The organism is Thalassotalea sp. HSM 43, assembly GCF_004752005.1.
Classification (GTDB): domain Bacteria; phylum Pseudomonadota; class Gammaproteobacteria; order Enterobacterales; family Alteromonadaceae; genus Thalassotalea_A.
In genome coordinates this window covers 1951406-1972219 of record NZ_CP038493.1, presented here as the reverse complement: position 1 = coordinate 1972219, position 20814 = coordinate 1951406, and the positions used below count along the sequence as shown (strand labels likewise).

Below are 20814 nucleotides of genomic sequence, written 5' to 3'. Positions count from 1 at the left end.
ATTACAAGCGCATTGGCATGATCACATACAATGCTTCGGCAGTTTGATCTCCTTCAACAACCACACTAGAGTTGGCATCCGATAAAGTGAATTTAACGTTGTCATCTTTAATGGCACTGAGCACATCAAGGATATAACTGACGTTAAAACCAACTTCAAGCGCTTCATATGGAAAATCAATTTCCAGATATTCTTCCGCGGATTCTTGCTCTGGGTTATTGGCGGTAATTTTTAATTCGTTAGCGGAAAAGTTGAGGCGTACCCCTTTGAACTTTTCATTCGATAAAATTGACGCACGAGACAACACTTGGCGCAAATCATCTTTAGGTGTAATTAACACTTTATCGCCATTGCGTGGTAATACGCGGCGGTAATCTGGGAAGCGACCATCGACTAATTTACTGGTAAACGAAAAGTCGGTATCGATAATTCGAATATGATTGCTGCCTAAGAAAATCTGTACATCTTCATCTACCGGGTCAAGTAAACGGATAATCTCTAAAATACCTTTACGCGGTACAATGACCTGGCGTGCTGGTAGTGACAAATTGTCATTAACAATTTTACAAATTGCCAAACGATGACCGTCTGTGGCTACCGAACGAATTTCATTATTTTCTGTTTCTATCGACATACCGTTCAGGTAATAACGGACGTCTTGGTTAGCCATCGAAAAATGAGTACTTTCTATCAATCGTAACAGTTGCGATTTATGCAAAGAGAATTCAACATCTCCCTGCCAAGATTCAATGTTTGGAAAGTCCGTCGCTGGCAGGGTCGCTAATGAATATCGTGAACGACCAGAGACCATGTTTATGGTCTCGCCATTTAAGCTAAATTCGATCTGCGCCGAATCTGGCATACTCTTACATATATCCAATAATTTACGTGCTGGTACGGTGATTTTTCCATCTGGGCCTTGGTTGTCAATTTCAGTGCTTGAAACCATCTCAAGCTCTAAATCAGTGGCCACCATAGTAAGTGATTGCCCACTTACCTCTAGCAAGATATTACCTAATATAGGTAAAGTGCTTTTACGCTCTACAGCGCCAGACACCAAAAGTAATGGTTTTAAAAGTACGTCCCTAGCTAACGAAAATTTCATTGTTTTTATACCCTGTTACGATGATAGTGTTCTTATTAGATTCGCGTAGTCTTCTTTAATATCGTGAGTCTCTTCGCGTAATTGTTTAACCTTACGACAAGCATGTAATACTGTTGTATGGTCGCGACCACCAAATGCATCACCAATTTCTGGCAAGCTATGGTTAGTCAACTCTTTCGCTAAGGCCATCGCGATTTGTCGCGGACGTGCAACCGAACGATTACGACGTTTCGATAAAATATCCGCCACTTTAATCTTGTAATACTCAGCAACCGTGCGCTGAATATTATCTACAGTAACCAATTTATCCTGCAGTGCCAACAAATCACGCAATGCTTCACGGACAAAATCGATGGTAATCGGTCGACCTGTAAAGTTGGCGTTGGCAATAACCCGGTTTAATGCCCCTTCTAACTCTCGAACATTAGAACGCAAACGCTTGGCAATAAAGAACGCCACTTCGTCAGCCAGGTTAATATTACTTTCTTGTGCTTTGCGTTTTAAGATGGCAACGCGGGTTTCCAGTTCAGGTGGCTCAATGGCCAACGTAAGACCCCAACCGAAACGTGATTTCAGTCGATCTTCAACGCCCGAAATTTCTTTTGGATATCGGTCACTGGTAAGAATGATTTGTTGATTGCCCTCAAGTAAGGCATTAAAGGTATGAAAAAACTCTTCTTGAGTACGCTCTTTATTGGCAAAAAACTGAATATCATCGATCAATAGTGCATCGACACCACGATAATATTGCTTAAACTTTTCAATCTCGTTGTTTTGCAGCGCTTTTACCATATCCTGAACAAAACGTTCGGAATGCATATAGGCTATTTTGGCATTGGGCTTATTGCGTAAGATGCCATTACCGACCGCATGCAACAAGTGAGTCTTACCAAGGCCGGTGCCACCGTATATAAATAGTGGGTTGTATGCTTGACCGGGATTATCGGCTACTTGCGACGCTGCCGCACGAGCAAGTTGGTTCGATTTACCTTCAACAAAGTTATCAAAGGTATATTTGTCACGAACATTGGTCGTTTTAGGAATATTCGGCTCAACCTGTTGGTTGCTGACAGTCGCTTCGGGCTGACTACTGGCGGCAAAATTTTGCGCCACTTCATTCGCTACAGATGTGGTTTGCATTGGTTTACTACCAACATCAAAGCGCACTTCTGGCGGGTTATTGCCAGCTAAAGCGACTAACTGAGTAATGCGTGTCAGGTATTTCTCGCGAACCCAATCGAGCACAAAGCGATTCGGTGCGTATAAGGTCATGGTGTTATTGTCTACAACGCATTGCAATGGACGAATCCACATACTAAATTGTTGCGCAGGCAATTCTTCTTCAAGAACTGACAAACAACTTTGCCAGAGTGAATGTTCCACTCATAAACTCCTGTCAGTGATCATAATTTCCACTCTTAAAAAAGGAAAGCAACAGGTATAGGATAACAATCGACGATTTTGTCTTTAATAGTGCGCATTTTATTAACCGCTAAAGCTCAGTCGACTGAATGATATACAAGAAGGCTGGAAACGATCTTTCATTATTATGTTTTAATACTGCAGCCATTATCACCTGAGTTATCCACAAGTGCAATACGGTAAAAACATTAATTTATCTTGGTTCGCAATAAAATATTCAAACTATTGATTTATAACTACTTTATTAATAATTTATTTTACCGTTTGGGCCTTAAAATCTAGCGCATTTGGCTATCTCTGATCGGGCGTTTGCAGTAAAGTTATCAACCTTAAGATCGACAATTGTTATAAAACTGTGGACGACAGCGTATTTTTGCGACATTAGGGCTTGTTTTTAACGCAATTAAGCGATTATGATCGCATTTACAACAGATCGCGATCAATTCGGATCTGATAAAGGATCCTTTTTAAGCACAACGGAGATCTTTTCTACAATTAATTGTTTTTAACCGTTGACTTTATCGCCCTTTATATTTAGAATTCGCCCTCAATTTTTAACACTGTGCTCCGAAAACGTTTGTTTACGGTAGCTAACAAACCAAACGGACAAACAGGAAAAAGTATCATGAAAAGAACTTTTCAACCTTCAGTACTAAAGCGTAAGCGTACTCACGGTTTCCGTGCTCGCATGGCAACTAAAAACGGCCGTGCAGTAATTGCACGTCGTCGTGCAAAAGGTCGCGCTAAGCTTAGCTCGTAATCCTTATATCTAACATATAAGGAAGTTACCCACATGGGTCACTATGAATTTAATCGGGAGTCACGTCTGTTGACTCCTGGTCAATTCAAATCAGTCTTTGACAATCCTTCTAGATTTGGCTCAAGCCATTTCACTATCCTTGTTACCTCAAATACCTTAGATAAACCTCGTTTAGGCATGGCTATTGCTAAAAAACGGGTAAAACTCGCTGTTCAACGCAATCGAGTAAAACGTCTAGTTCGGGAAAGTTTTCGCAAAAATCAGCACAAATTACCTGCCGTAGATATGGTTGTTATGGTAAAGTCGGGTATTGATCAGCTTGATAACACGATGATTAATCAACAACTGGAAAAGGTATGGCGGAAAATAAAACAGCGGCACAAAAGCTCGTTATAGCTCCCATCATTGCCTACCAACGCTGGCTTAGTCCAATGTTGGGCAACAATTGTCGATTTAATCCGTCTTGTTCGCATTATGCGATAGAGGCAGTGAGCCGCTTTGGTGTGGTAAAAGGCAGTTGGTTAGCAACGAAACGTATATTAAAATGTCATCCGCTAAGTGCGGGTGGTGAAGATCCCGTTCCAAAATCGAAACAAGAGAATTAACACATTATGGAATCACAACGCGGTTTGCTCTTTGTCGGCTTGTTGGTGGTCAGCTTTTTGCTGTTTCAACAATGGCAAGTAGATAATGCACCAGTACAACAACCGACTCAAGAAAGTCAGGATGTGCCTCAAAATAACGCTAATTCTGGTGAGGAATTTGTTCCTGCATCATCAGATACTGCTAGCGAAGTAGACGTAAATACCCAAACAACAAGCGCTGGCGGTGTTATCACTGTAACCACCGATGTTTTGGAATTTAAAATTGACACCCAAGGTGGTGACATTATTGCGGCCAACTTGCTAGCGTACGAAACCGAGCAAGATAGTGGTATCGCTATGCCAATTTTGACGGAGCAAGGTTTTACCTATGTTGCGCAAAGTGGTTTGATTGGTGCGCAAGGCCCTGATGCTAGTGCCAGCGGTCGTCCAATTTATAACACCTCGGCGACAGAATATAGCTTAGCTGAAGGTAGTGACTCATTAAAAGTAGACCTTACCTTTAATAAAGACGGTATTAACGTAACCAAGTCATTTGAATTCAAAAAAGGCGCTTACGATGTTGCGGTTAATTATCAAGTAAATAACCAAACGCAAACCACTGCGTCTGTGCAACTATATGCACAACTTAAGCAATCAAGTTACGTTGATAGCGATTCATCAATGATGATGCCAACCTATCGTGGTGCGGCTTACTCAACCACAGAAAGCCGTTATGAAAAATACGACTTTGACGATATTGAAGACGCTAACCTAAAAGAAACCACCAAAGGTGGCTGGGTTGGTATGCTACAACATTACTTCGTATCGGCTTGGGTACCTGAAAGCCAGGCGACCAACCAACTATATACCCGTTACTTAGCCAACAATGGCCAAGCGGTTATTGGTTTTAAAGCGCCGGTGACCACAGTCGCTGCGGGTGCAACCGAAACGTTAACCTCAACCTTTTATGTTGGTCCAAAAGATCAGGAAAAACTTGAGAAAATCGCTGAAGGTTTAGATTTAACCGTAGATTACGGCTTTTTGTGGATGATCTCACAACCGCTATTCTGGTTGTTGTTAGCGATTCAAGAAATTGTTGTTAACTGGGGTGTGGCGATCATCATGATCACCATCGTGGTTAAGACATTAATGTATCCATTGACCAAAACACAATACACGTCAATGGCTAAGATGCGTAAGATCCAGCCGAAAATGGCGGCGTTGAAAGAACGCTATGGTGATGACCGTCAAAAGATGTCGCAATCAATGATGGAGCTTTACCGTAAGGAAAAAGTAAACCCAGCCGGTGGTTGTTTACCATTAATACTGCAAATGCCGATATTCCTAGCTTTGTATTGGGTGTTCATGGAATCTGTAGAATTACGTCATGCTGAATTTGCACTATGGATCACCGACTTATCGTCGAAAGACCCATACTACATTCTGCCTATTCTAATGGGTGCTTCAATGTTCCTAATGCAGAAGTTGCAGCCAGCAATGACCACCGACCCTATGCAACAAAAAATGATGCAATGGATGCCGGTATTCTTTACCTTCTTCTTCTTATGGTTCCCATCAGGTCTAGTACTTTACTGGTTGGTGTCTAACGTCATCACCATTATCCAGATGCTGATAATATTCAAGTCCATTGAAAAAGCCGAAGAACAAGCCAAATTAAAAGGCAAAGCGAAATAATTATTTGCTGATAGATTGAAAAAGACCTGCTAAGTCAGGTCTTTTTTTATGGCTGATGATTAATAACGCAGGCAGATAGCTAGCCCTTAAGCTCTGCTAATAGCTGATATATAAGCCGAACCCAATCAGGCCGTTGTAAATAATATTTGTGCATTTGTGGTTACCACACGACTTAATCGTTTATAATCCAACACATAAATAGCCTTATTTACACCTTTTATGTCTGAGCAAATAATCAGTAATACCGAAACAATCGCAGCACAAGCAACCGCGCCTGGTCGAGGCGGTGTTGGTATCATTCGCGTTTCCGGTCCATTAGCGACTGTCGCCGCACAACACATATTAAAAAAAGTACCGCAAGTTCGTACCGCCGAATATCTGCCTTTTTATGACCAACAAGGTGAGGTTATTGATCAAGGTATTGCGCTATTTTTTAAAGGTCCTAATTCGTTTACTGGCGAAGACGTACTCGAACTACAAGGCCACGGCGGGCCAGTCATTCTCGATATGCTGCTCAATCATGTGGTCAGCCTTGATGCGATTCGCATGGCCAGACCCGGTGAGTTTTCAGAACAAGCCTTTATCAATGATAAGTTGGATCTAACCCAAGCAGAGGCCATTGCCGATCTGATCAATTCAAGCTCAGAACAAGCTGCTCGTGCCGCCCTGCATTCATTGCAAGGTGACTTCTCAAAGCTGGTTCATCAGTTGGTTGATGAAGTCATACATTTACGAATGTATGTCGAAGCCGCCATCGATTTTCCCGAAGAAGAAATAGACTTCCTTGCCGATGATAAGGTCAGTGATGATCTAAACCAAATCATCGTTAAAGTTGCCGATGTATTAAAACAAGCACAACAAGGCGCCATCATTCGTGAAGGTATGCGTGTGGTTATCGCCGGTCGCCCTAATGCCGGTAAATCGAGCCTGCTTAATGCGTTAAGCGGTAAAGACTCAGCCATTGTTACCGACATCGAAGGCACCACTCGTGACGTGCTATCAGAGCAAATACATATTGATGGTATGCCACTGCATATAATCGATACTGCAGGTCTGCGTGAATCACCAGACAAGGTTGAGCAAATAGGTATAGAACGTGCCTGGAAGGAAATACAACAAGCAGACAGAGTGCTACTGATGATTGAATCAGGTAAAGGTGAAAGTAACGACCCTCAGCAATTCTGGCCTGAGTTTTTCGAGCGCTTACCAGACGCTCTCGGCTTAAGTGTTGTTAAAAACAAAGCCGATATTAGTGGCGCCGAAACCGGTTTTAGCATTGAACATGACAATGAAACCATCACTTTATCGGCAAAAACAGGCGATGGCATTGACGCCCTAAAAGATCATTTAAAACAGATTATGGGTTATCAAGGCTCTACCGAAGGCACCTTTATGGCGCGCCGCCGTCATATTAATGCGTTGCAAATGGCCGAACAACATTTACTCACCGGACGCGAACAGCTGCATTCCTTTGTCGCCGGTGAAATACTTGCCGAAGAGCTGCGCATATGTCAGCAACACCTCAATGAAATTACCGGTGAATTTACCTCAGATGACCTACTAGGGCAGATATTCTCATCATTTTGTATAGGTAAGTAATACTTTATAAAGCTGTGTGCGTTAAAAAGTATTATCCCTTACCAGCTACGGGATCTCGATTCACTACCTACAGCTTACTTTTGAACTAGATATTGTGGCTAACACCACAATATCGTTTTACACTTTCTATAACTTGCTCTCCGTCATCCCACCACGTTGTTGGGTGGGATCTCTTTGAGGCTCAAAGTGGCTTCGTTAAAAGCACATTATGAAGCATGAAGGTCCCATCCAAATACATGATGGGATGACGGTGCGTTTTAATAAATAATGCGCTACGATACTTCAAAAAACAGCGCTTTGACGGAGCACCAAATGTCATCATATCAAATCATTGTCGGCTCAATGTTAGGCAATACAGAATACATTGCTGAGGCAGCACAAACGGTCTTAGAAGAGCTTGGCCACCAAACAAATATCCATTTTCAGCCAGTTTTTGAACAAATAGAAAAAAAAAATCAGAAATGGCTTTTATGTACTTCGACCCATGGTGCCGGTGATTTCCCTGAAAACATCGAAAATTTTATACACGATCTAAACGGCAGTGATATCAACCTTGATGATCTGCCTTTTTTAGTGATTGCTGTTGGTGATACCAGCTACGACACCTTTTGCCAAGCAGGAAAATCGTTATATAACATGATGTTAAATAAAAATGCTAAAGCGATTAATGAAATATTTACGATCGACATGATCAATATTGATGATCCAGAATTGGCTGCAGATCAATTTATGCGATCGATAAGTGATCAGTTATAAAGTACTTATACACAATTTACGATCTAAAAATAAGCTATTGTGGATAAAGCTGGGTAAAACATATTAATTTTCTATTATTATTCAGTGATCAAATTTAAGTCTCGATCTGCTTGTGGATAAACAGCCCTTTTGATCAAAGGTTTTAACAAGGTTGATCAAGCCTTGATCACAGCAATTGATCCACTCTAAAACCATGTTCTATATAGTAAAAAAGTACTTATCCACTGAAAATGCGATCACTAATAAGTAATAATAATAAGATCTATATAAAGATCTTTATATATATTTAAGATCGCATTGCCGATCGAATAGATGATCTTTTTAACATATTGATCATTTCCCTAACGCATAAATAACGGTACAATTACCACCCTTTTGAAAAGATCCAAGTGAGGCGTTTGTTTAATGTGGTATCAAGATAATTTTGATGTGATTGTTGTAGGTGGTGGACATGCAGGTACCGAGGCAAGCCTTGCTGCTGCGCGCATGGGCTGCAAAACACTGCTACTGACACATAATATTGATACCCTAGGTGCAATGTCCTGTAATCCAGCCATTGGCGGGATCGGTAAAGGTCACCTGGTTAAAGAAATAGACGCTCTAGGTGGTTTGATGGCTGAGGCCATTGATCACAGTGGGATCCAGTTTCGTACATTAAATTCTTCTAAAGGCCCTGCTGTACGTGCCACACGTGCTCAAGCGGATCGTCTTCTATACAAAGCCTACGTACGTAACTACTTAGAAAATCAGGAAAATTTAACTATTTTCCAACAAGCTTGTACTGATTTGATCATGGATGGTGATCGTATCGGTGGTGTCAATACTGAAATGGGCTTGAAGTTTAAAGGTAAAACCGTGGTGCTCACGGTCGGTACTTTCCTTGCAGGCCAGATTCATATTGGCTTGAATAACTATCAAGGTGGCCGCGCTGGTGATCCAGCATCACAAACATTGGCGGATCGACTAAGAGATATGCCGTTTAGGATCGATCGTTTAAAAACCGGTACACCACCGCGCCTAGATGCTCGCACACTCGACTTCTCTGTAATGCAGGAACAAGCTGGCGATGCACCGGTACCAACGTTCTCATTTATGGGCAAAACCGAGCATCATCCACAGCAGATCTCGTGTTACATCACCCACACCAATGAACAAACACATCAGATCATTCGTGATGGATTGGATCGATCGCCAATGTATACCGGTGTGATTGAAGGTGTAGGTCCTCGATACTGTCCGTCGATTGAAGACAAAATTACTCGTTTTAGTGACAAAGACTCTCATCAAATTTTTGTTGAGCCAGAAGGCTTAACCACCCATGAAATCTACCCGAACGGTATTTCAACCAGTCTGCCATTTGATGTGCAGATGGATTTGGTGCGCTCGATCAAAGGTTTTGAAAATGCGACTATCACCCGACCGGGTTACGCCATTGAGTATGATTTCTTTGATCCGCGTGATTTGCAGCAAACCTTAGAAAGTAAATTCGTTGAAAACTTATTCTTTGCTGGTCAAATCAACGGTACCACCGGTTATGAAGAAGCTGGCGCACAAGGCTTAATCGCCGGTATGAACGCAGCCTGTCGAGCTCAAGACAAAGACGGTTGGACGCCAGGTCGTGAACAAGCATACACCGGTGTGTTGATCGATGATCTTTCTACCTTGGGTACCAAAGAACCGTATCGTATGTTTACCTCTCGCGCCGAATATCGTTTGTTATTACGCGAAGACAACGCTGATATCCGTCTTACCGAAAAAGGCCGTGAATTGGGCCTTGTTGGTGATGATCGTTGGGCACGTTTTTGTGACAAGTTGGAAAACATCGAACAAGAACGTCAACGTCTGAAAACGACTTGGGTGCATAAAGACCATCCTGCATTGGAAAAATTAAATCCAATGTTGAAAAACCCGATTTCACGTGAAGCCAATCTAGAAGATCTTTTGCGTCGTCCTGAAACTCGCTATCAAGATCTGATGGCCATCGAAGAGTTGGGCCCGGCGTTAACAGATACCCAAGCGGCAGAGCAAGTAGAGATTCAAACCAAGTATCAAGGTTATATCGATCGTCAACAGGATGAGATCGAAAAGAAAAAACGCCATGAAAACACCTTGATACCAACAGACTTTGATTACGGTAAGATTTCTGGTTTATCAAACGAGGTTGTCGCCAAGTTAGCCGATGCAAAACCAGAAACCTTGGGCAAGGCTTCACGCATTTCTGGTATAACCCCAGCCGCGGTTTCGTTATTGCTGGTGTATTTGAAAAAGCACGGTTTACTGCGCAAGAGCGCGTAGTTGTTCACTACACTCTGAACTTGCATTTCATCATCCCGGCGAAAGCCGGGACCTGGTTCCGTTATAAATTACTTCTAACTTAACCTGCAAATCCCCAAAAATTGTTATCAAACACCATTAAATCTTTATTCTCATGGGCGTTAGATATAAACTAGAGCGCTAAATTTGAGCGCAACATATCTTTCCACGTTTGAGGCCTTGTCATGGATTTAACCGCTGACTTAACGTCTTTGCTGAACAAAACTGACTTGCAAGTTACTGATCAACAAATTGCTAAATTGGTCGGTTATGTCGAGTTATTGGATAAATGGAATAAGGCTTACAACTTAACATCAGTACGTGATCCAAGAGAGATGTTGGTTAAACATATTCTTGATTCATTGGTTAACGGCCCACACCTAAACGGTGAACGTTTTATTGATGTTGGTACCGGACCCGGTTTACCTGGTATTCCGTTGGCAATTCTTTACCCGCAAAAGCAATTTGTGTTACTCGACAGTTTGGGTAAACGCATCACTTTCTTAAAGCAGGTAGTGTATCAATTGAAACTGGAAAACGTAACGCCAGTGCAATCACGAGTCGAAGAGTACCAACCAGAACCAAAATTTGATGGTGTGTTATCGCGCGCATTTGCGTCGCTGCAAGATATGTTGTCATGGTGCAAGCACTTGGTCAGCGATGATGGCCGATTTTATGCGTTAAAGGGTGTATATCCGCAACAGGAAATAGAATTAATGCCTGAGGATATCGAACTGGTTAACAGTGTCACCCTGCAAGTCCCTGAGCTTCAAGGGGAAAGGCACTTGATAGAGTTAAAATTGCGTTAAAAGCAAAAAAAGTTGACCACAAGTGCAAAAAAATTTGTTAAGTTAGAATACTTAACAGTTTAAAATATCAACAATAACGTCGTTAATAATTATTTCTGTTTTTATTCGGGGAAAACGTGGCTAGAACCATTGCAGTTGCCAACCAAAAAGGTGGTGTTGGCAAAACCACAACGTCTGTCAATTTAGCAGCGTCTCTTGCAGCTACCAAGCGCAAGGTCTTGCTGATCGATCTCGATCCTCAAGGAAATGCCACCATGGGTAGCGGTGTCGATAAATATGACGTCCATGCCACCAGCTACGAGTTATTAATTGATGAAAAACCACTGCCAGAAGTGATCTGTACAGATACCACCGGTGGTTATGATCTTATCGCAGCAAATACCGATGTTACCGCAGCAGAAATCAAACTGATGGAAGTGTTTGCCCGCGAACTGCGTCTGCGCAATTCACTGGCGCCATTCCTTGATGATTATGATTTTATTATCATTGACTGCCCACCATCGCTAAACATGCTTACCGTTAATGCCATGGGCGCAGCCGATTCAGTATTGGTACCGATGCAATGTGAATATTATGCCCTTGAAGGGTTAACCGCATTGATGGACACCATCGCCAAAATGGCACAAGTGGTAAACTCTGATTTGCACATTGAAGGCATTCTGCGCACCATGTATGATCCGCGCAATCGCCTTGCCAATGACGTTTCCGAACAACTTAAACGTCATTTTGGCGACAAAGTCTATCGCACCGTTATTCCTCGTAACGTGCGTTTGGCTGAAGCACCGTCATTTGGTACTCCAGCCATGTATTACGATAAATCAGCAACCGGTGCAAAAGCTTACTTAGCGTTAGCCGGTGAAGTATTAAAACGACATGCACAACCGGCACCGGTTGAGTAATTGAGATAAAGGATAACAATGAGCAGTTCAAAACGTCGTGGTTTGGGTAGAGGTTTAGATGCCCTGCTTACAGCAGCACCTAGAAAACAACCAGAGTCAGCAAATGACGGTGTCGAGGTTGTAGCTGAGCAAAGCGATTTACAAAAACTGCCAATTGAATCTTTACAGCCTGGTAAGTATCAGCCGCGTAAAGATATGTCCGAAGACGCTTTAGAAGAATTGTCGAGTTCAATCAAAGCGCAAGGTATTATTCAGCCAATCGTGGTTCGCCCGGTTGCTAAAGACAAGTACGAAATCATCGCCGGTGAACGCCGTTGGCGCGCTGCCCAATTGGCAGAAATCGATATGGTTCCGTGTTTGATTAAGGATGTACCAGATGAGTCGGCGGTCGCTATCGCCCTTATTGAAAACATCCAACGTGAAGATCTTAATGCGATGGAAGAAGCCGTCGCCTTAGAACGTCTGTTACACGAATTTGAACTCACCCATCAAGAAGTCGCTAGCGCTGTTGGTAAGTCTCGCACCACAGTAACTAATCTACTTCGTCTAAATAGCCTCAATAGCGAGGTTAAAACCTTCCTTGAAAATGGCGATATTGAAATGGGCCACGCTCGCGCCCTACTCGCCCTCGATGGTGATTTACAAACGACTACCGCTCGCACGGTCGCCGCGAAAGAATTAACGGTTCGCGATACCGAAAAACTGGTGAAAAAAGTCCAACAACCAGAGGTTGAAAAACCGACAATGGTTAAAGACCCTGACACCATAAAACTTGAAGAAAGTTTAGCGGAGCGTATCGGATCACCGGTCGCTATCAAGCACAACAAAAAAGGCAAGGGGCAAATGGTTATATCTTACGCCTCTTTAGCTGAGCTTGATGGTATTTTGTCGAAGATAAAATAGTTGTTTAAAAGCTAATCAAACAACCGGTCACCGTAAATTTAACAAGCCAGTTACGCTTATTTTAAATTCGCTAAATTGTGCAAAAGGAATAGCCGGAAAAGTTGCAAAAATGCTGTAAATCAGTATACTTGCGCACGCGTTTGACTATAAAAAAATCAATCGCTAAAAAGTGTAGCTTTTTTGTGCAGTTTCTTGGGAGTTACCGGTGACTAATATATTAACAAAACCGGGTAAAAAATACGCATTTACACAATTGTTTATACAGTTGATAGTAACGCTCCTGAGTACGATAACAGTTTATTTTAATTGGGGATTTTCTCCTGCTTACGCGGCAATGGCCGGTGGTGCAGTGAGTATTATCCCTAATTTTGTATTTGCTCTTAAGGCATTTCGATATGCCGGAGCACGCCAAGCAAAACAGGTCGTCGACTCGTTTTACTCAGGCGTAAAACTGAAAATGGTGTTAACAGCAATTTTATTTGCATTGTGTTTTAAATTTCTCGATTTAGCGCTGTTACCATTTTTTGTGACATTTTCCTTGACCATGGTTGCGCCGTTTTTGACAGCCGTGGTTGATAAAATTTTTAACTTTAACCAACAATAATTAGGATAGAAGATGGCTGCAGATACAGGCTCTTATATCAATCACCATTTGACGAACGCGCAAATGTGTATGACAGACAGTGGCGTTGCTTTTAACAAAGCATGTGCTGATGCAGGTTTTTGGACCTTGCATGTTGACACATTGGGTTGGTCAATTGTTCTTGGTTTGATATTTCTACTCACTTTTCGCTCCGTTGCTAAAAAGGCAACAACAGGCGTTCCTGGTAAACTTCAATGTGCCGTAGAAATGGTAGTAGACTTTGTCGACTCGAGCGTCAAAGAAACTTTCCATGGTAAAAACGCACTGATTGCCCCACTTTCATTGACCATCTTCGTTTGGGTTCTGCTAATGAACGCGATGGACTGGGTACCAGTTGACTGGATTCCTACGATTGCGGGTTTAATTGGCCAGTACGGTTTTGGTATGGACCCACATGATGTGTACATCAAATCGGTACCTACCACAGATATGAACATGACATTTGCATTATCTATTGGTGTATTTGCCTTGATCATTTTCTACTCAATCAAAATTAAAGGTTTCGGTGGTTTCGCTAAAGAACTTACTTTACAACCATTTAACCATTGGGCATTCATTCCAGTTAACTTTATTCTGGAATCCGTTACCCTAATCGCTCGTCCAGTATCACTGGCACTGCGTTTGTTCGGTAACTTATATGCCGGTGAGCTGATCTTCATCTTGATCGCCACAATTGGTTTGTTCCAATTGCCAGTTCACTTCTTGTGGGCAGCGTTCCACTTATTAGTAATTCCTCTTCAAGCGTTCATTTTCATGATGTTGACCATCGTGTACTTGAGCTTGGCGCATGAAGATCATTAATCAGCAAATAGCTGATTAGTTAAACGTATTCGACCCCTTCGGGGGTAAGGCAGGAAGCCTGACATACGAATAAAAACGGATTTTATAAACGGCTCTTAAGGTTTAGGAGCCAACCCGAAGGGTAAAAAGAGCAAGGACGCTCAGAAAACAAATTTAATTTTATTAAATACTTAAATTTTTAATTTTTAACTTTAACTAACTATAAAATAACTGGAGATACACATGTTATATATTGCTGTTGCTCTACTAATCGGTATGGGTGCACTAGGTACTGCGATTGGTTTCGGTCTACTAGGTGGCAAGTTCCTAGAATCTGCTGCTCGTCAACCTGAACTAGCTCCACAGCTTCAAGTAAAAATGTTCATCGTTGCTGGTCTAATCGATGCGATCGCTATGATCGGTGTTGGTATCGGTCTATATCTACTATTCGCTGTTGGTGCATAAGACAACACTTAACCCTTGCGAATTAATTAGATAATAGGAGAGACGAATATGAACATGAATGCTACCTTAATCGGTGAATCAATCGCATTTATCGTATTTGTTATCTTTTGTATGAAATTCGTATGGCCGCCAATTATGGCTGCTATCGAAGACCGTCAAAAGACTATTGCTGATGGCCTAGCTGCTTCTGACCGTGCTGCAAAAGACCTTGAGCTTGCTCAAGAGAAAGCTGCTGCACAACTTAAAGAAGCAAAAGCTCAAGCTGCTGAAATCATCGACGCTGCGAAAAAACGTGAAGCTCAAATGATGGATGAAGCTGCTGAGAAAGCCCAAGCTGAACGTGATAAAATCATCACTTCAGGTCAAGCAGAAATAGAATCAGAGCGTAACCGTGCACGCGAAGAGCTACGTCAACAAGTAGCTACTCTTGCTGTTGCAGGTGCTGAGAAAATTCTTGAACGCTCTATCGATGCCGCTGCGCACAGCGACATCCTAGACAAACTAGTTGCTGAACTTTAAGAGAGGATTGAGCTATGTCTGAATTGACTACAATTGCTCGTCCTTACGCTAAAGCAGCGTTCGATTTTGCCGTTGAAGCTCAAGCAGTTGATGCTTGGTTAGAGATGCTAGTATTTGCATCTGAAGTAAGCCAAAACGAAACCATCACTACCTACTTATCTGGTGGTATGGGTGTGGACCAGGCAACTGACCTGTTCCTAAACGTTTGTGGCGAACAGCTAAACGACAAAGGTCAAAACTTTATTAAAGTAATGGCTGAAAACGGACGTTTGTTGGTGCTACCACAGGTAGTTGCTCAATTCGCTGAATTAAAAGCAGAATTTGAGCAAGAGGTATCTGTAGATGTGGCGTCTGCGGTAGAACTTAGCGCAGAACAAGTAACTACATTAAGCGCCGCGCTTGAAAAGCGTTTGGCTCGTAAAGTTAAGCTAAATTGCACAGTTGATGCCAACGTCGTGTCAGGTCTTGTTATCAAGGCTGGTGACATGGTAATTGATGGTTCGGTTCGTGGTAAACTGGATCGTTTGGCTAACACAATGCAATCCTAATCGGGGAAATGAGCATGCAATTGAATTCCACTGAAATCGCTGAGTTGATCAAAAATCGTATTGATCAATTTGACGTTGTTAGTGAAGCTCGTAACGAAGGTACCATCGTTTCTGTAACAGACGGTATCATTCGCATTCACGGCCTTGCAGATGTAATGCAAGGTGAGATGATCGAACTTCCTGGCAACCGTTATGCTATCGCGTTAAACCTTGACCGTGATTCGGTAGGTGCGGTAGTAATGGGTCCTTACGCGGATCTTGCTGAAGGCGTAAAAGTAAAAGGTACTGGCCGTATTTTGGAAGTACCAGTAGGTCGCGGTCTATTAGGCCGTGTTGTTAACACTCTTGGTGAGCCAATTGACGGTAAGGGTCCTATCGATAACGATGGTTTCTCTCCTGTTGAAGTGGTAGCGCCTGGTGTTATCGACCGTAAGTCTGTTGACCAACCAGTTCAAACTGGTATCAAGTCAATTGACTCAATGATTCCAATCGGTCGTGGTCAGCGTGAGCTAATCATCGGTGACCGTCAGGTTGGTAAATCTGCGATCGCACTTGATGCAATCATCAACCAGAAAGATACTGGTATCAAGTCAATCTACGTAGCTGTTGGTCAAAAAGCATCAACTGTTGCTAACGTAGTACGTTCTCTAGAAGAGCACGGTGCACTTGAAAACACTATCGTTGTTGTTGCCTCAGCTTCTGAAGCTGCTGCACTACAATACCTAGCACCATATTCTGGTTGTACAATGGGTGAATACTTCCGCGACCGCGGTGAAGATGCCCTAATCATATATGATGATTTGTCTAAGCAAGCTGTTGCTTACCGTCAAATCTCACTTCTACTTCGTCGACCGCCAGGTCGTGAAGCATACCCTGGTGATGTTTTCTATCTTCACTCGCGTCTACTAGAGCGTGCTGCTCGTGTAAACGAAGAGTATGTAGAGAAGTTCACTAACGGTGAAGTAAAAGGTAAGACCGGTTCACTAACTGCTCTTCCTATCATCGAAACACAAGCTGGTGATGTATCTGCGTTCGTTCCTACAAACGTAATTTCAATCACCGATGGTCAGATCTTCCTTGAGTCTAACCTATTCAACGCTGGTATCCGTCCTGCTGTAAACGCAGGTATCTCGGTATCACGTGTTGGTGGTGCAGCTCAAACTAAGATCATCAAGAAGCTTGGTGGTGGTATTCGTCTAGCACTTGCTCAATACGCTGAATTAGCAGCGTTCGCTCAGTTCGCATCAGATCTTGATGACGCAACTCGTGCACAACTTGAGCATGGTCAGCGTGTTACCGAACTAATGAAGCAAAAACAATACAGCCCACTTTCAGTGGCTGAAACGTCTGTTTCATTGTTCGCAGCGGAAAAAGGTTATTTAACTGACATCGAAATCAGCAAGATTGGTGATTTTGAAGCAGCTCTACTTAGCTACGCTAACAACGAACATGCTGAGCTAATGGCTACCATCAACGAAACTGGTAACTACGATAAAGATATCGAAGCAGGTTTAGCGAAGATGCTTGACACGTTCAAGTCGACTCAAACCTGGTAATTAACAGTTTTCGGAGACAATAGTCATGGCCGTCGGTAAAGAAATTAAAGACAAGATCGGAAGTGTAAAAAATACACAGAAGATCACCAGCGCAATGGAAATGGTTGCTGCATCTAAAATGCGTAAAACGCAAGATACGATGGCAGCTACTCGTCCTTACGCTGAAAAAATCAGAAACGTGATCGGTCACATCGCGCTTGGTAACTTAGAATATCGCCATCCATATATGGAAGCGCGTGATGCTAAGCGTGTAGGCTATATCGTAATTTCTACCGACCGCGGTCTTTGTGGTGGTCTAAACGTTAACTTGTTCAAACAAGTCTTAAAAGACTCTGCCAAATGGCAAGAACAAGGCGCTGAAGTTGAGTTTGCATTAATCGGTTCTAAAGCCGCAGCATTCTTTGGTAGCTTTGGCGCTAACGTTACAGCACAAAAATCCGGTTTAGGCGACAACCCTTCTGTAACTGATTTAATCGGTTCAGTTAAGGTTATGTTGGATGCCTATGACAACGGTGAAATCGACAGATTGTTCGTTGTGTACAACAAGTTTGAAAACACAATGAGCCAGAAGCCGACAATCGATCAATTGTTACCTTTACCTAAGTCAGAAGATGACACTATCGCACATCGTTGGGATTACATATACGAGCCAGACGCTCAAGCATTGCTTGATCAATTACTGGTTCGTTATATCGAATCTCAAGTGTACCAAGGCGTGGTTGAAAACCTAGCGTCTGAGCAAGCTGCTCGTATGGTCGCGATGAAAGCTGCTACAGATAATGCTGGTAGCCTAATCGACGATTTACAACTGGTATACAACAAGGCGCGTCAAGCGGCGATTACTCAAGAATTGGGTGAAATCGTTGCTGGTGCTGCTGCGGTATAGGTAAAGAGATTAATTTAAGTTTAGAGGAATAAACATGAGTGCAGGTAAAATAGTGTCAGTAATTGGCGCAGTTGTGGACGTTGAGTTTCCACAAAATGCTGTACCTCAGGTATATGACGCATTAAACATCACTGAAGGTGACCTAGCTGGTCGTGTACTTGAAGTACAACAACAGCTTGGCGGTGGCGTAGTACGTACTATCGCTATGGGTTCATCTGACGGTTTGCGTCGTGGTCTGAATGTAGAAAATAGTGGCAACCCTATCCAGGTACCAGTTGGTACTGCGACTCTTGGTCGTATCATGGATGTATTGGGTTCGCCGATTGATGAAGCTGGCGATATCGCAACTGACGAGCGCTGGACGATTCACCGTGAAGCTCCTTCATACGAAGAGCAAGCGGCTTCAAACGAATTACTAGAAACTGGTATCAAAGTAATCGACCTTGTATGTCCATTCGCTAAGGGTGGTAAAGTTGGTCTATTCGGTGGTGCTGGTGTTGGTAAAACCGTTAACATGATGGAACTTATCCGTAACATCGCAATCGAGCACAGTGGTTACTCAGTATTCGCTGGTGTTGGTGAGCGTACTCGTGAGGGTAACGATTTCTACCATGAAATGAGCGAATCTAACGTACTTGATAAAGTAGCGCTAGTTTACGGTCAGATGAACGAGCCTCCAGGAAACCGTCTTCGTGTAGCGATGACTGGTCTTACTATGGCTGAGAAATTCCGTGACGAAGGTCGTGACGTACTTTTCTTCGTAGATAACATTTACCGTTATACCCTAGCGGGTACTGAGGTATCGGCACTTCTAGGTCGTATGCCATCAGCGGTAGGTTACCAGCCAACTCTTGCAGAAGAGATGGGTGTTCTACAGGAGCGTATTACGTCAACTAAGACTGGTTCAATCACGTCAATCCAAGCGGTATACGTACCTGCGGATGACTTGACTGACCCTAGTCCAGCGACTACTTTCGCTCACTTGGATGCAACTGTTGTACTTTCTCGTGACATCGCTGCGCAAGGTATCTACCCTGCAATCGATCCACTAGATTCTACTTCTCGTCAGCTTGACCCACTAGTTGTTGGTAATGAGCACTACGATGTAGCACGTGGCGTACAGTCTACTCTACAACGTTACAAAGAGCTTAAAGATATCATCGCGATTCTAGGTATGGACGAGCTTTCTGAAGAAGATAAGCAAACTGTTGCCCGTGCACGTAAAGTTGAACGTTTCTTATCTCAGCCATTCTTCGTTGCTGAGGTATTCACTGGTTCTCCAGGTAAGTACGTTTCTCTTAAAGACACTATTTCAGGTTTCAAAGGCATCCTAGCGGGTGACTACGATGACCTACCAGAACAAGCGTTCTACATGGTTGGTTCAATCGACGAAGCTGCTGAAAAAGCGAAAAGCATGTAATTTGGCCTAAAGTAGGCACAGGAGACTAATATGTCAGCCATGACCACACATTTGGATGTAGTAAGTGCAGAAGAGAGCTTATTCTCTGGTCGCATCGAATCATTACAAATTTCTGGTAGCGAAGGTGAGCTAGGTATTATGCCTGGTCACGCACCTTTACTAACAGCACTTAAACCAGGTATGGCGCGTATTGTTAAACAACATGGCACCGAAGAGGTAATTTACCTTTCAGGCGGTATGTTGGAAGTTCAACCAGGTTCAGTTACCGTTTTAGCCGATGTGGCTATGCGCGGTGGCGACCTGGACGAACAAGCTGCTTTAGAAGCCAAGCGTCGTGCTGAAGAGCACATTGCAAGCGCATCTGCTGATGTAGATTACGCAGAAGTTGCTGCAGAGCTAGCCAGAGCGGTAGCGCAATTACGTGTTATCCAGGAAGCGAACAAACATAGGAAGTAATTACTTACTTCGTTGAAAAAAGGCGCCATTTGGCGCCTTTTTTGTTATTTGCGGTTAAATAAAATGAGAAAAACTCAGCGTCATTGCGGCGCGATTGCTAACTCGTTTTAATTCCCCGCCGCAATCATTAAGATAATGCCGTCGAGTTCATCACGCATCTTTATTTGGCAGGCAAGGCGAGACGTTGCGGTGACTTCTTCTTCAGCTTGTGATTGCAGCATGTAGTATTCATCTTCGCTCATGTCATCAAGTTTATCGAACCACTCTTGTTCAACCACACAATGACAGGTAGCGCACGCCGCATCACCGCCACAGACACCCGGCATGGCGTAAATTTCATTATCAAACGCAGCATCAAGCAGGTTCTTACCGTTTTCAACGTTGACTTCGTGCACGGTACCGCACGGCTCTATATAGGTTACTTGGCCCATATTAAGGTCCTTATTAGTGACTTTGCCCCAGTATAAGTAAATACCCCGCGCTAAACTGGTTAAAAACAGCACATCACTTAACCTCTTTCAAGGGGTCAGATCACTTGAAACCTAAATAACGGCATTGTATTCCATTTCAGTCTCTCCTTTTCTAGCCATCATCCATGGCTCGGGAGGATTAACACGTCCCTGTGCAAAAAAAAGCGCTTTATTCCGGAGAATAAGGCGCTTTAACAGGGAGAACGTATTTTCAAGGGGTCTGACC

At 43.0% G+C, this 20814-nt stretch carries 22 protein-coding genes; 19 read left to right on the top strand and 3 right to left on the bottom strand.

What is annotated here, in order from left to right; all coding sequences use genetic code 11:
• Position 1: 1 nt before the first annotated feature.
• On the bottom strand, positions 2-1105 hold the full coding sequence (gene dnaN, locus E2K93_RS08445) for a DNA polymerase III subunit beta (protein WP_135438681.1): 1104 nt from the start codon (positions 1103-1105) through the stop codon (positions 2-4).
• Positions 1106-1120: 15 nt separating this feature from the next.
• Positions 1121-2488, bottom strand: a complete 1368-nt coding sequence (gene dnaA, locus E2K93_RS08440; protein ID WP_135438680.1) for a chromosomal replication initiator protein DnaA — start codon at positions 2486-2488, stop codon at positions 1121-1123.
• A 664-nt stretch (positions 2489-3152) separates the two neighbouring features.
• On the opposite strand from dnaA, the gene rpmH reads away from it, so the two are divergent.
• The 19 genes from rpmH to E2K93_RS08345 all read left to right on the top strand — a co-directional run bounded on the left by rpmH (position 3153) and on the right by E2K93_RS08345 (position 20118).
• The gene (gene rpmH, locus E2K93_RS08435) at positions 3153-3287 is read left to right on the top strand and encodes a 50S ribosomal protein L34 (protein ID WP_135438679.1); all 135 of its coding nucleotides are present in this window, start codon (positions 3153-3155) and stop codon (positions 3285-3287) included.
• A 33-nt stretch (positions 3288-3320) separates the two neighbouring features.
• Positions 3321-3683, top strand: a complete 363-nt coding sequence (gene rnpA / locus E2K93_RS08430) for a ribonuclease P protein component (protein WP_135438678.1) — start codon at positions 3321-3323, stop codon at positions 3681-3683.
• Complete coding sequence (gene yidD, locus E2K93_RS08425) at positions 3644-3892, top strand: membrane protein insertion efficiency factor YidD (protein ID WP_135438677.1); 249 nt, start codon at positions 3644-3646, stop codon at positions 3890-3892. The genes rnpA and yidD overlap by 40 nt, the downstream gene beginning before the upstream one ends.
• A gap of 6 nt (positions 3893-3898) precedes the next feature.
• Complete coding sequence (gene yidC / locus E2K93_RS08420; protein ID WP_135438676.1) at positions 3899-5566, top strand: membrane protein insertase YidC; 1668 nt, start codon at positions 3899-3901, stop codon at positions 5564-5566.
• A gap of 219 nt (positions 5567-5785) precedes the next feature.
• Complete coding sequence (gene mnmE, locus E2K93_RS08415; RefSeq protein WP_135438675.1) at positions 5786-7165, top strand: tRNA uridine-5-carboxymethylaminomethyl(34) synthesis GTPase MnmE; 1380 nt, start codon at positions 5786-5788, stop codon at positions 7163-7165.
• A gap of 267 nt (positions 7166-7432) precedes the next feature.
• Positions 7433-7921, top strand: a complete 489-nt coding sequence (locus E2K93_RS08410; protein WP_135438674.1) for a flavodoxin domain-containing protein — start codon at positions 7433-7435, stop codon at positions 7919-7921.
• Positions 7922-8326: 405 nt separating this feature from the next.
• Complete coding sequence (gene mnmG / locus E2K93_RS08405; RefSeq protein WP_135438673.1) at positions 8327-10216, top strand: tRNA uridine-5-carboxymethylaminomethyl(34) synthesis enzyme MnmG; 1890 nt, start codon at positions 8327-8329, stop codon at positions 10214-10216.
• Between the two features lie 203 nt (positions 10217-10419).
• Entirely contained in the window at positions 10420-11043 is a 624-nt protein-coding gene (gene rsmG / locus E2K93_RS08400) for a 16S rRNA (guanine(527)-N(7))-methyltransferase RsmG (RefSeq protein WP_135438672.1), read from the top strand.
• 116 nt (positions 11044-11159) lie between these two features.
• Positions 11160-11942 carry a ParA family protein gene (locus E2K93_RS08395; protein WP_135438671.1) on the top strand — a complete coding sequence of 261 codons (783 nt, stop codon included), beginning with the start codon at positions 11160-11162 and terminating at the stop codon, positions 11940-11942.
• Positions 11943-11960: 18 nt separating this feature from the next.
• Positions 11961-12845: a ParB/RepB/Spo0J family partition protein gene (locus E2K93_RS08390; protein WP_135438670.1), complete on the top strand. Its 885-nt coding sequence runs from the start codon at positions 11961-11963 to the stop codon at positions 12843-12845.
• Between the two features lie 205 nt (positions 12846-13050).
• Positions 13051-13449, top strand: a complete 399-nt coding sequence (locus E2K93_RS08385; RefSeq protein WP_135438669.1) for an ATP synthase subunit I — start codon at positions 13051-13053, stop codon at positions 13447-13449.
• A 12-nt stretch (positions 13450-13461) separates the two neighbouring features.
• Positions 13462-14289, top strand: a complete 828-nt coding sequence (gene atpB / locus E2K93_RS08380) for a F0F1 ATP synthase subunit A (RefSeq protein ID WP_135438668.1) — start codon at positions 13462-13464, stop codon at positions 14287-14289.
• 222 nt (positions 14290-14511) lie between these two features.
• A complete protein-coding gene (gene atpE / locus E2K93_RS08375; protein WP_135438667.1) occupies positions 14512-14733 on the top strand; it encodes a F0F1 ATP synthase subunit C in 222 nt (73 codons plus the stop codon).
• 48 nt (positions 14734-14781) lie between these two features.
• Entirely contained in the window at positions 14782-15252 is a 471-nt protein-coding gene (gene atpF, locus E2K93_RS08370; RefSeq protein WP_135438666.1) for a F0F1 ATP synthase subunit B, read from the top strand.
• Between the two features lie 14 nt (positions 15253-15266).
• Positions 15267-15800 carry a F0F1 ATP synthase subunit delta gene (gene atpH / locus E2K93_RS08365; RefSeq protein WP_135438665.1) on the top strand — a complete coding sequence of 178 codons (534 nt, stop codon included), beginning with the start codon at positions 15267-15269 and terminating at the stop codon, positions 15798-15800.
• A 14-nt stretch (positions 15801-15814) separates the two neighbouring features.
• Positions 15815-17356, top strand: a complete 1542-nt coding sequence (gene atpA / locus E2K93_RS08360; RefSeq protein ID WP_135438664.1) for a F0F1 ATP synthase subunit alpha — start codon at positions 15815-15817, stop codon at positions 17354-17356.
• Between the two features lie 25 nt (positions 17357-17381).
• Positions 17382-18242: a F0F1 ATP synthase subunit gamma gene (atpG, locus tag E2K93_RS08355; protein WP_135438663.1), complete on the top strand. Its 861-nt coding sequence runs from the start codon at positions 17382-17384 to the stop codon at positions 18240-18242.
• 34 nt (positions 18243-18276) lie between these two features.
• Complete coding sequence (atpD, locus tag E2K93_RS08350) at positions 18277-19662, top strand: F0F1 ATP synthase subunit beta (RefSeq protein ID WP_135438662.1); 1386 nt, start codon at positions 18277-18279, stop codon at positions 19660-19662.
• Between the two features lie 30 nt (positions 19663-19692).
• Positions 19693-20118: a F0F1 ATP synthase subunit epsilon gene (locus tag E2K93_RS08345; protein ID WP_135438661.1), complete on the top strand. Its 426-nt coding sequence runs from the start codon at positions 19693-19695 to the stop codon at positions 20116-20118.
• Between the two features lie 107 nt (positions 20119-20225).
• Here E2K93_RS08345 and E2K93_RS08340 read toward each other — a convergent pair whose 3' ends face one another.
• On the bottom strand, positions 20226-20549 hold the full coding sequence (locus E2K93_RS08340) for a 2Fe-2S iron-sulfur cluster-binding protein (protein WP_135438660.1): 324 nt from the start codon (positions 20547-20549) through the stop codon (positions 20226-20228).
• Between the last annotated feature and the right edge of the window lie 265 nt (positions 20550-20814).

Excerpts from the sequence above, each read along its gene's own strand:
- dnaN (WP_135438681.1), bottom strand. The coding sequence starts at position 1,105 with ATGAAATTTTCGTTAGCTAGGGACGTACTTTTAAAACCATTACTTTTG.
- rpmH (WP_135438679.1), top strand. The coding sequence starts at position 3,153 with ATGAAAAGAACTTTTCAACCTTCAGTACTAAAGCGTAAGCGTACTCAC.
- rnpA (WP_135438678.1), top strand. The coding sequence starts at position 3,321 with ATGGGTCACTATGAATTTAATCGGGAGTCACGTCTGTTGACTCCTGGT.
- yidD (WP_135438677.1), top strand. The coding sequence starts at position 3,644 with ATGGCGGAAAATAAAACAGCGGCACAAAAGCTCGTTATAGCTCCCATC.
- yidC (WP_135438676.1), top strand. The coding sequence starts at position 3,899 with ATGGAATCACAACGCGGTTTGCTCTTTGTCGGCTTGTTGGTGGTCAGC.
- mnmE (WP_135438675.1), top strand. The coding sequence starts at position 5,786 with ATGTCTGAGCAAATAATCAGTAATACCGAAACAATCGCAGCACAAGCA.
- E2K93_RS08410 (WP_135438674.1), top strand. The coding sequence starts at position 7,433 with ATGCGCTACGATACTTCAAAAAACAGCGCTTTGACGGAGCACCAAATG.
- mnmG (WP_135438673.1), top strand. The coding sequence starts at position 8,327 with ATGTGGTATCAAGATAATTTTGATGTGATTGTTGTAGGTGGTGGACAT.
- rsmG (WP_135438672.1), top strand. The coding sequence starts at position 10,420 with ATGGATTTAACCGCTGACTTAACGTCTTTGCTGAACAAAACTGACTTG.
- E2K93_RS08390 (WP_135438670.1), top strand. The coding sequence starts at position 11,961 with ATGAGCAGTTCAAAACGTCGTGGTTTGGGTAGAGGTTTAGATGCCCTG.
- atpB (WP_135438668.1), top strand. The coding sequence starts at position 13,462 with ATGGCTGCAGATACAGGCTCTTATATCAATCACCATTTGACGAACGCG.
- atpE (WP_135438667.1), top strand. The coding sequence starts at position 14,512 with ATGTTATATATTGCTGTTGCTCTACTAATCGGTATGGGTGCACTAGGT.
- atpF (WP_135438666.1), top strand. The coding sequence starts at position 14,782 with ATGAACATGAATGCTACCTTAATCGGTGAATCAATCGCATTTATCGTA.
- atpH (WP_135438665.1), top strand. The coding sequence starts at position 15,267 with ATGTCTGAATTGACTACAATTGCTCGTCCTTACGCTAAAGCAGCGTTC.
- atpA (WP_135438664.1), top strand. The coding sequence starts at position 15,815 with ATGCAATTGAATTCCACTGAAATCGCTGAGTTGATCAAAAATCGTATT.
- atpG (WP_135438663.1), top strand. The coding sequence starts at position 17,382 with ATGGCCGTCGGTAAAGAAATTAAAGACAAGATCGGAAGTGTAAAAAAT.
- atpD (WP_135438662.1), top strand. The coding sequence starts at position 18,277 with ATGAGTGCAGGTAAAATAGTGTCAGTAATTGGCGCAGTTGTGGACGTT.
- E2K93_RS08345 (WP_135438661.1), top strand. The coding sequence starts at position 19,693 with ATGTCAGCCATGACCACACATTTGGATGTAGTAAGTGCAGAAGAGAGC.
- E2K93_RS08340 (WP_135438660.1), bottom strand. The coding sequence starts at position 20,549 with ATGGGCCAAGTAACCTATATAGAGCCGTGCGGTACCGTGCACGAAGTC.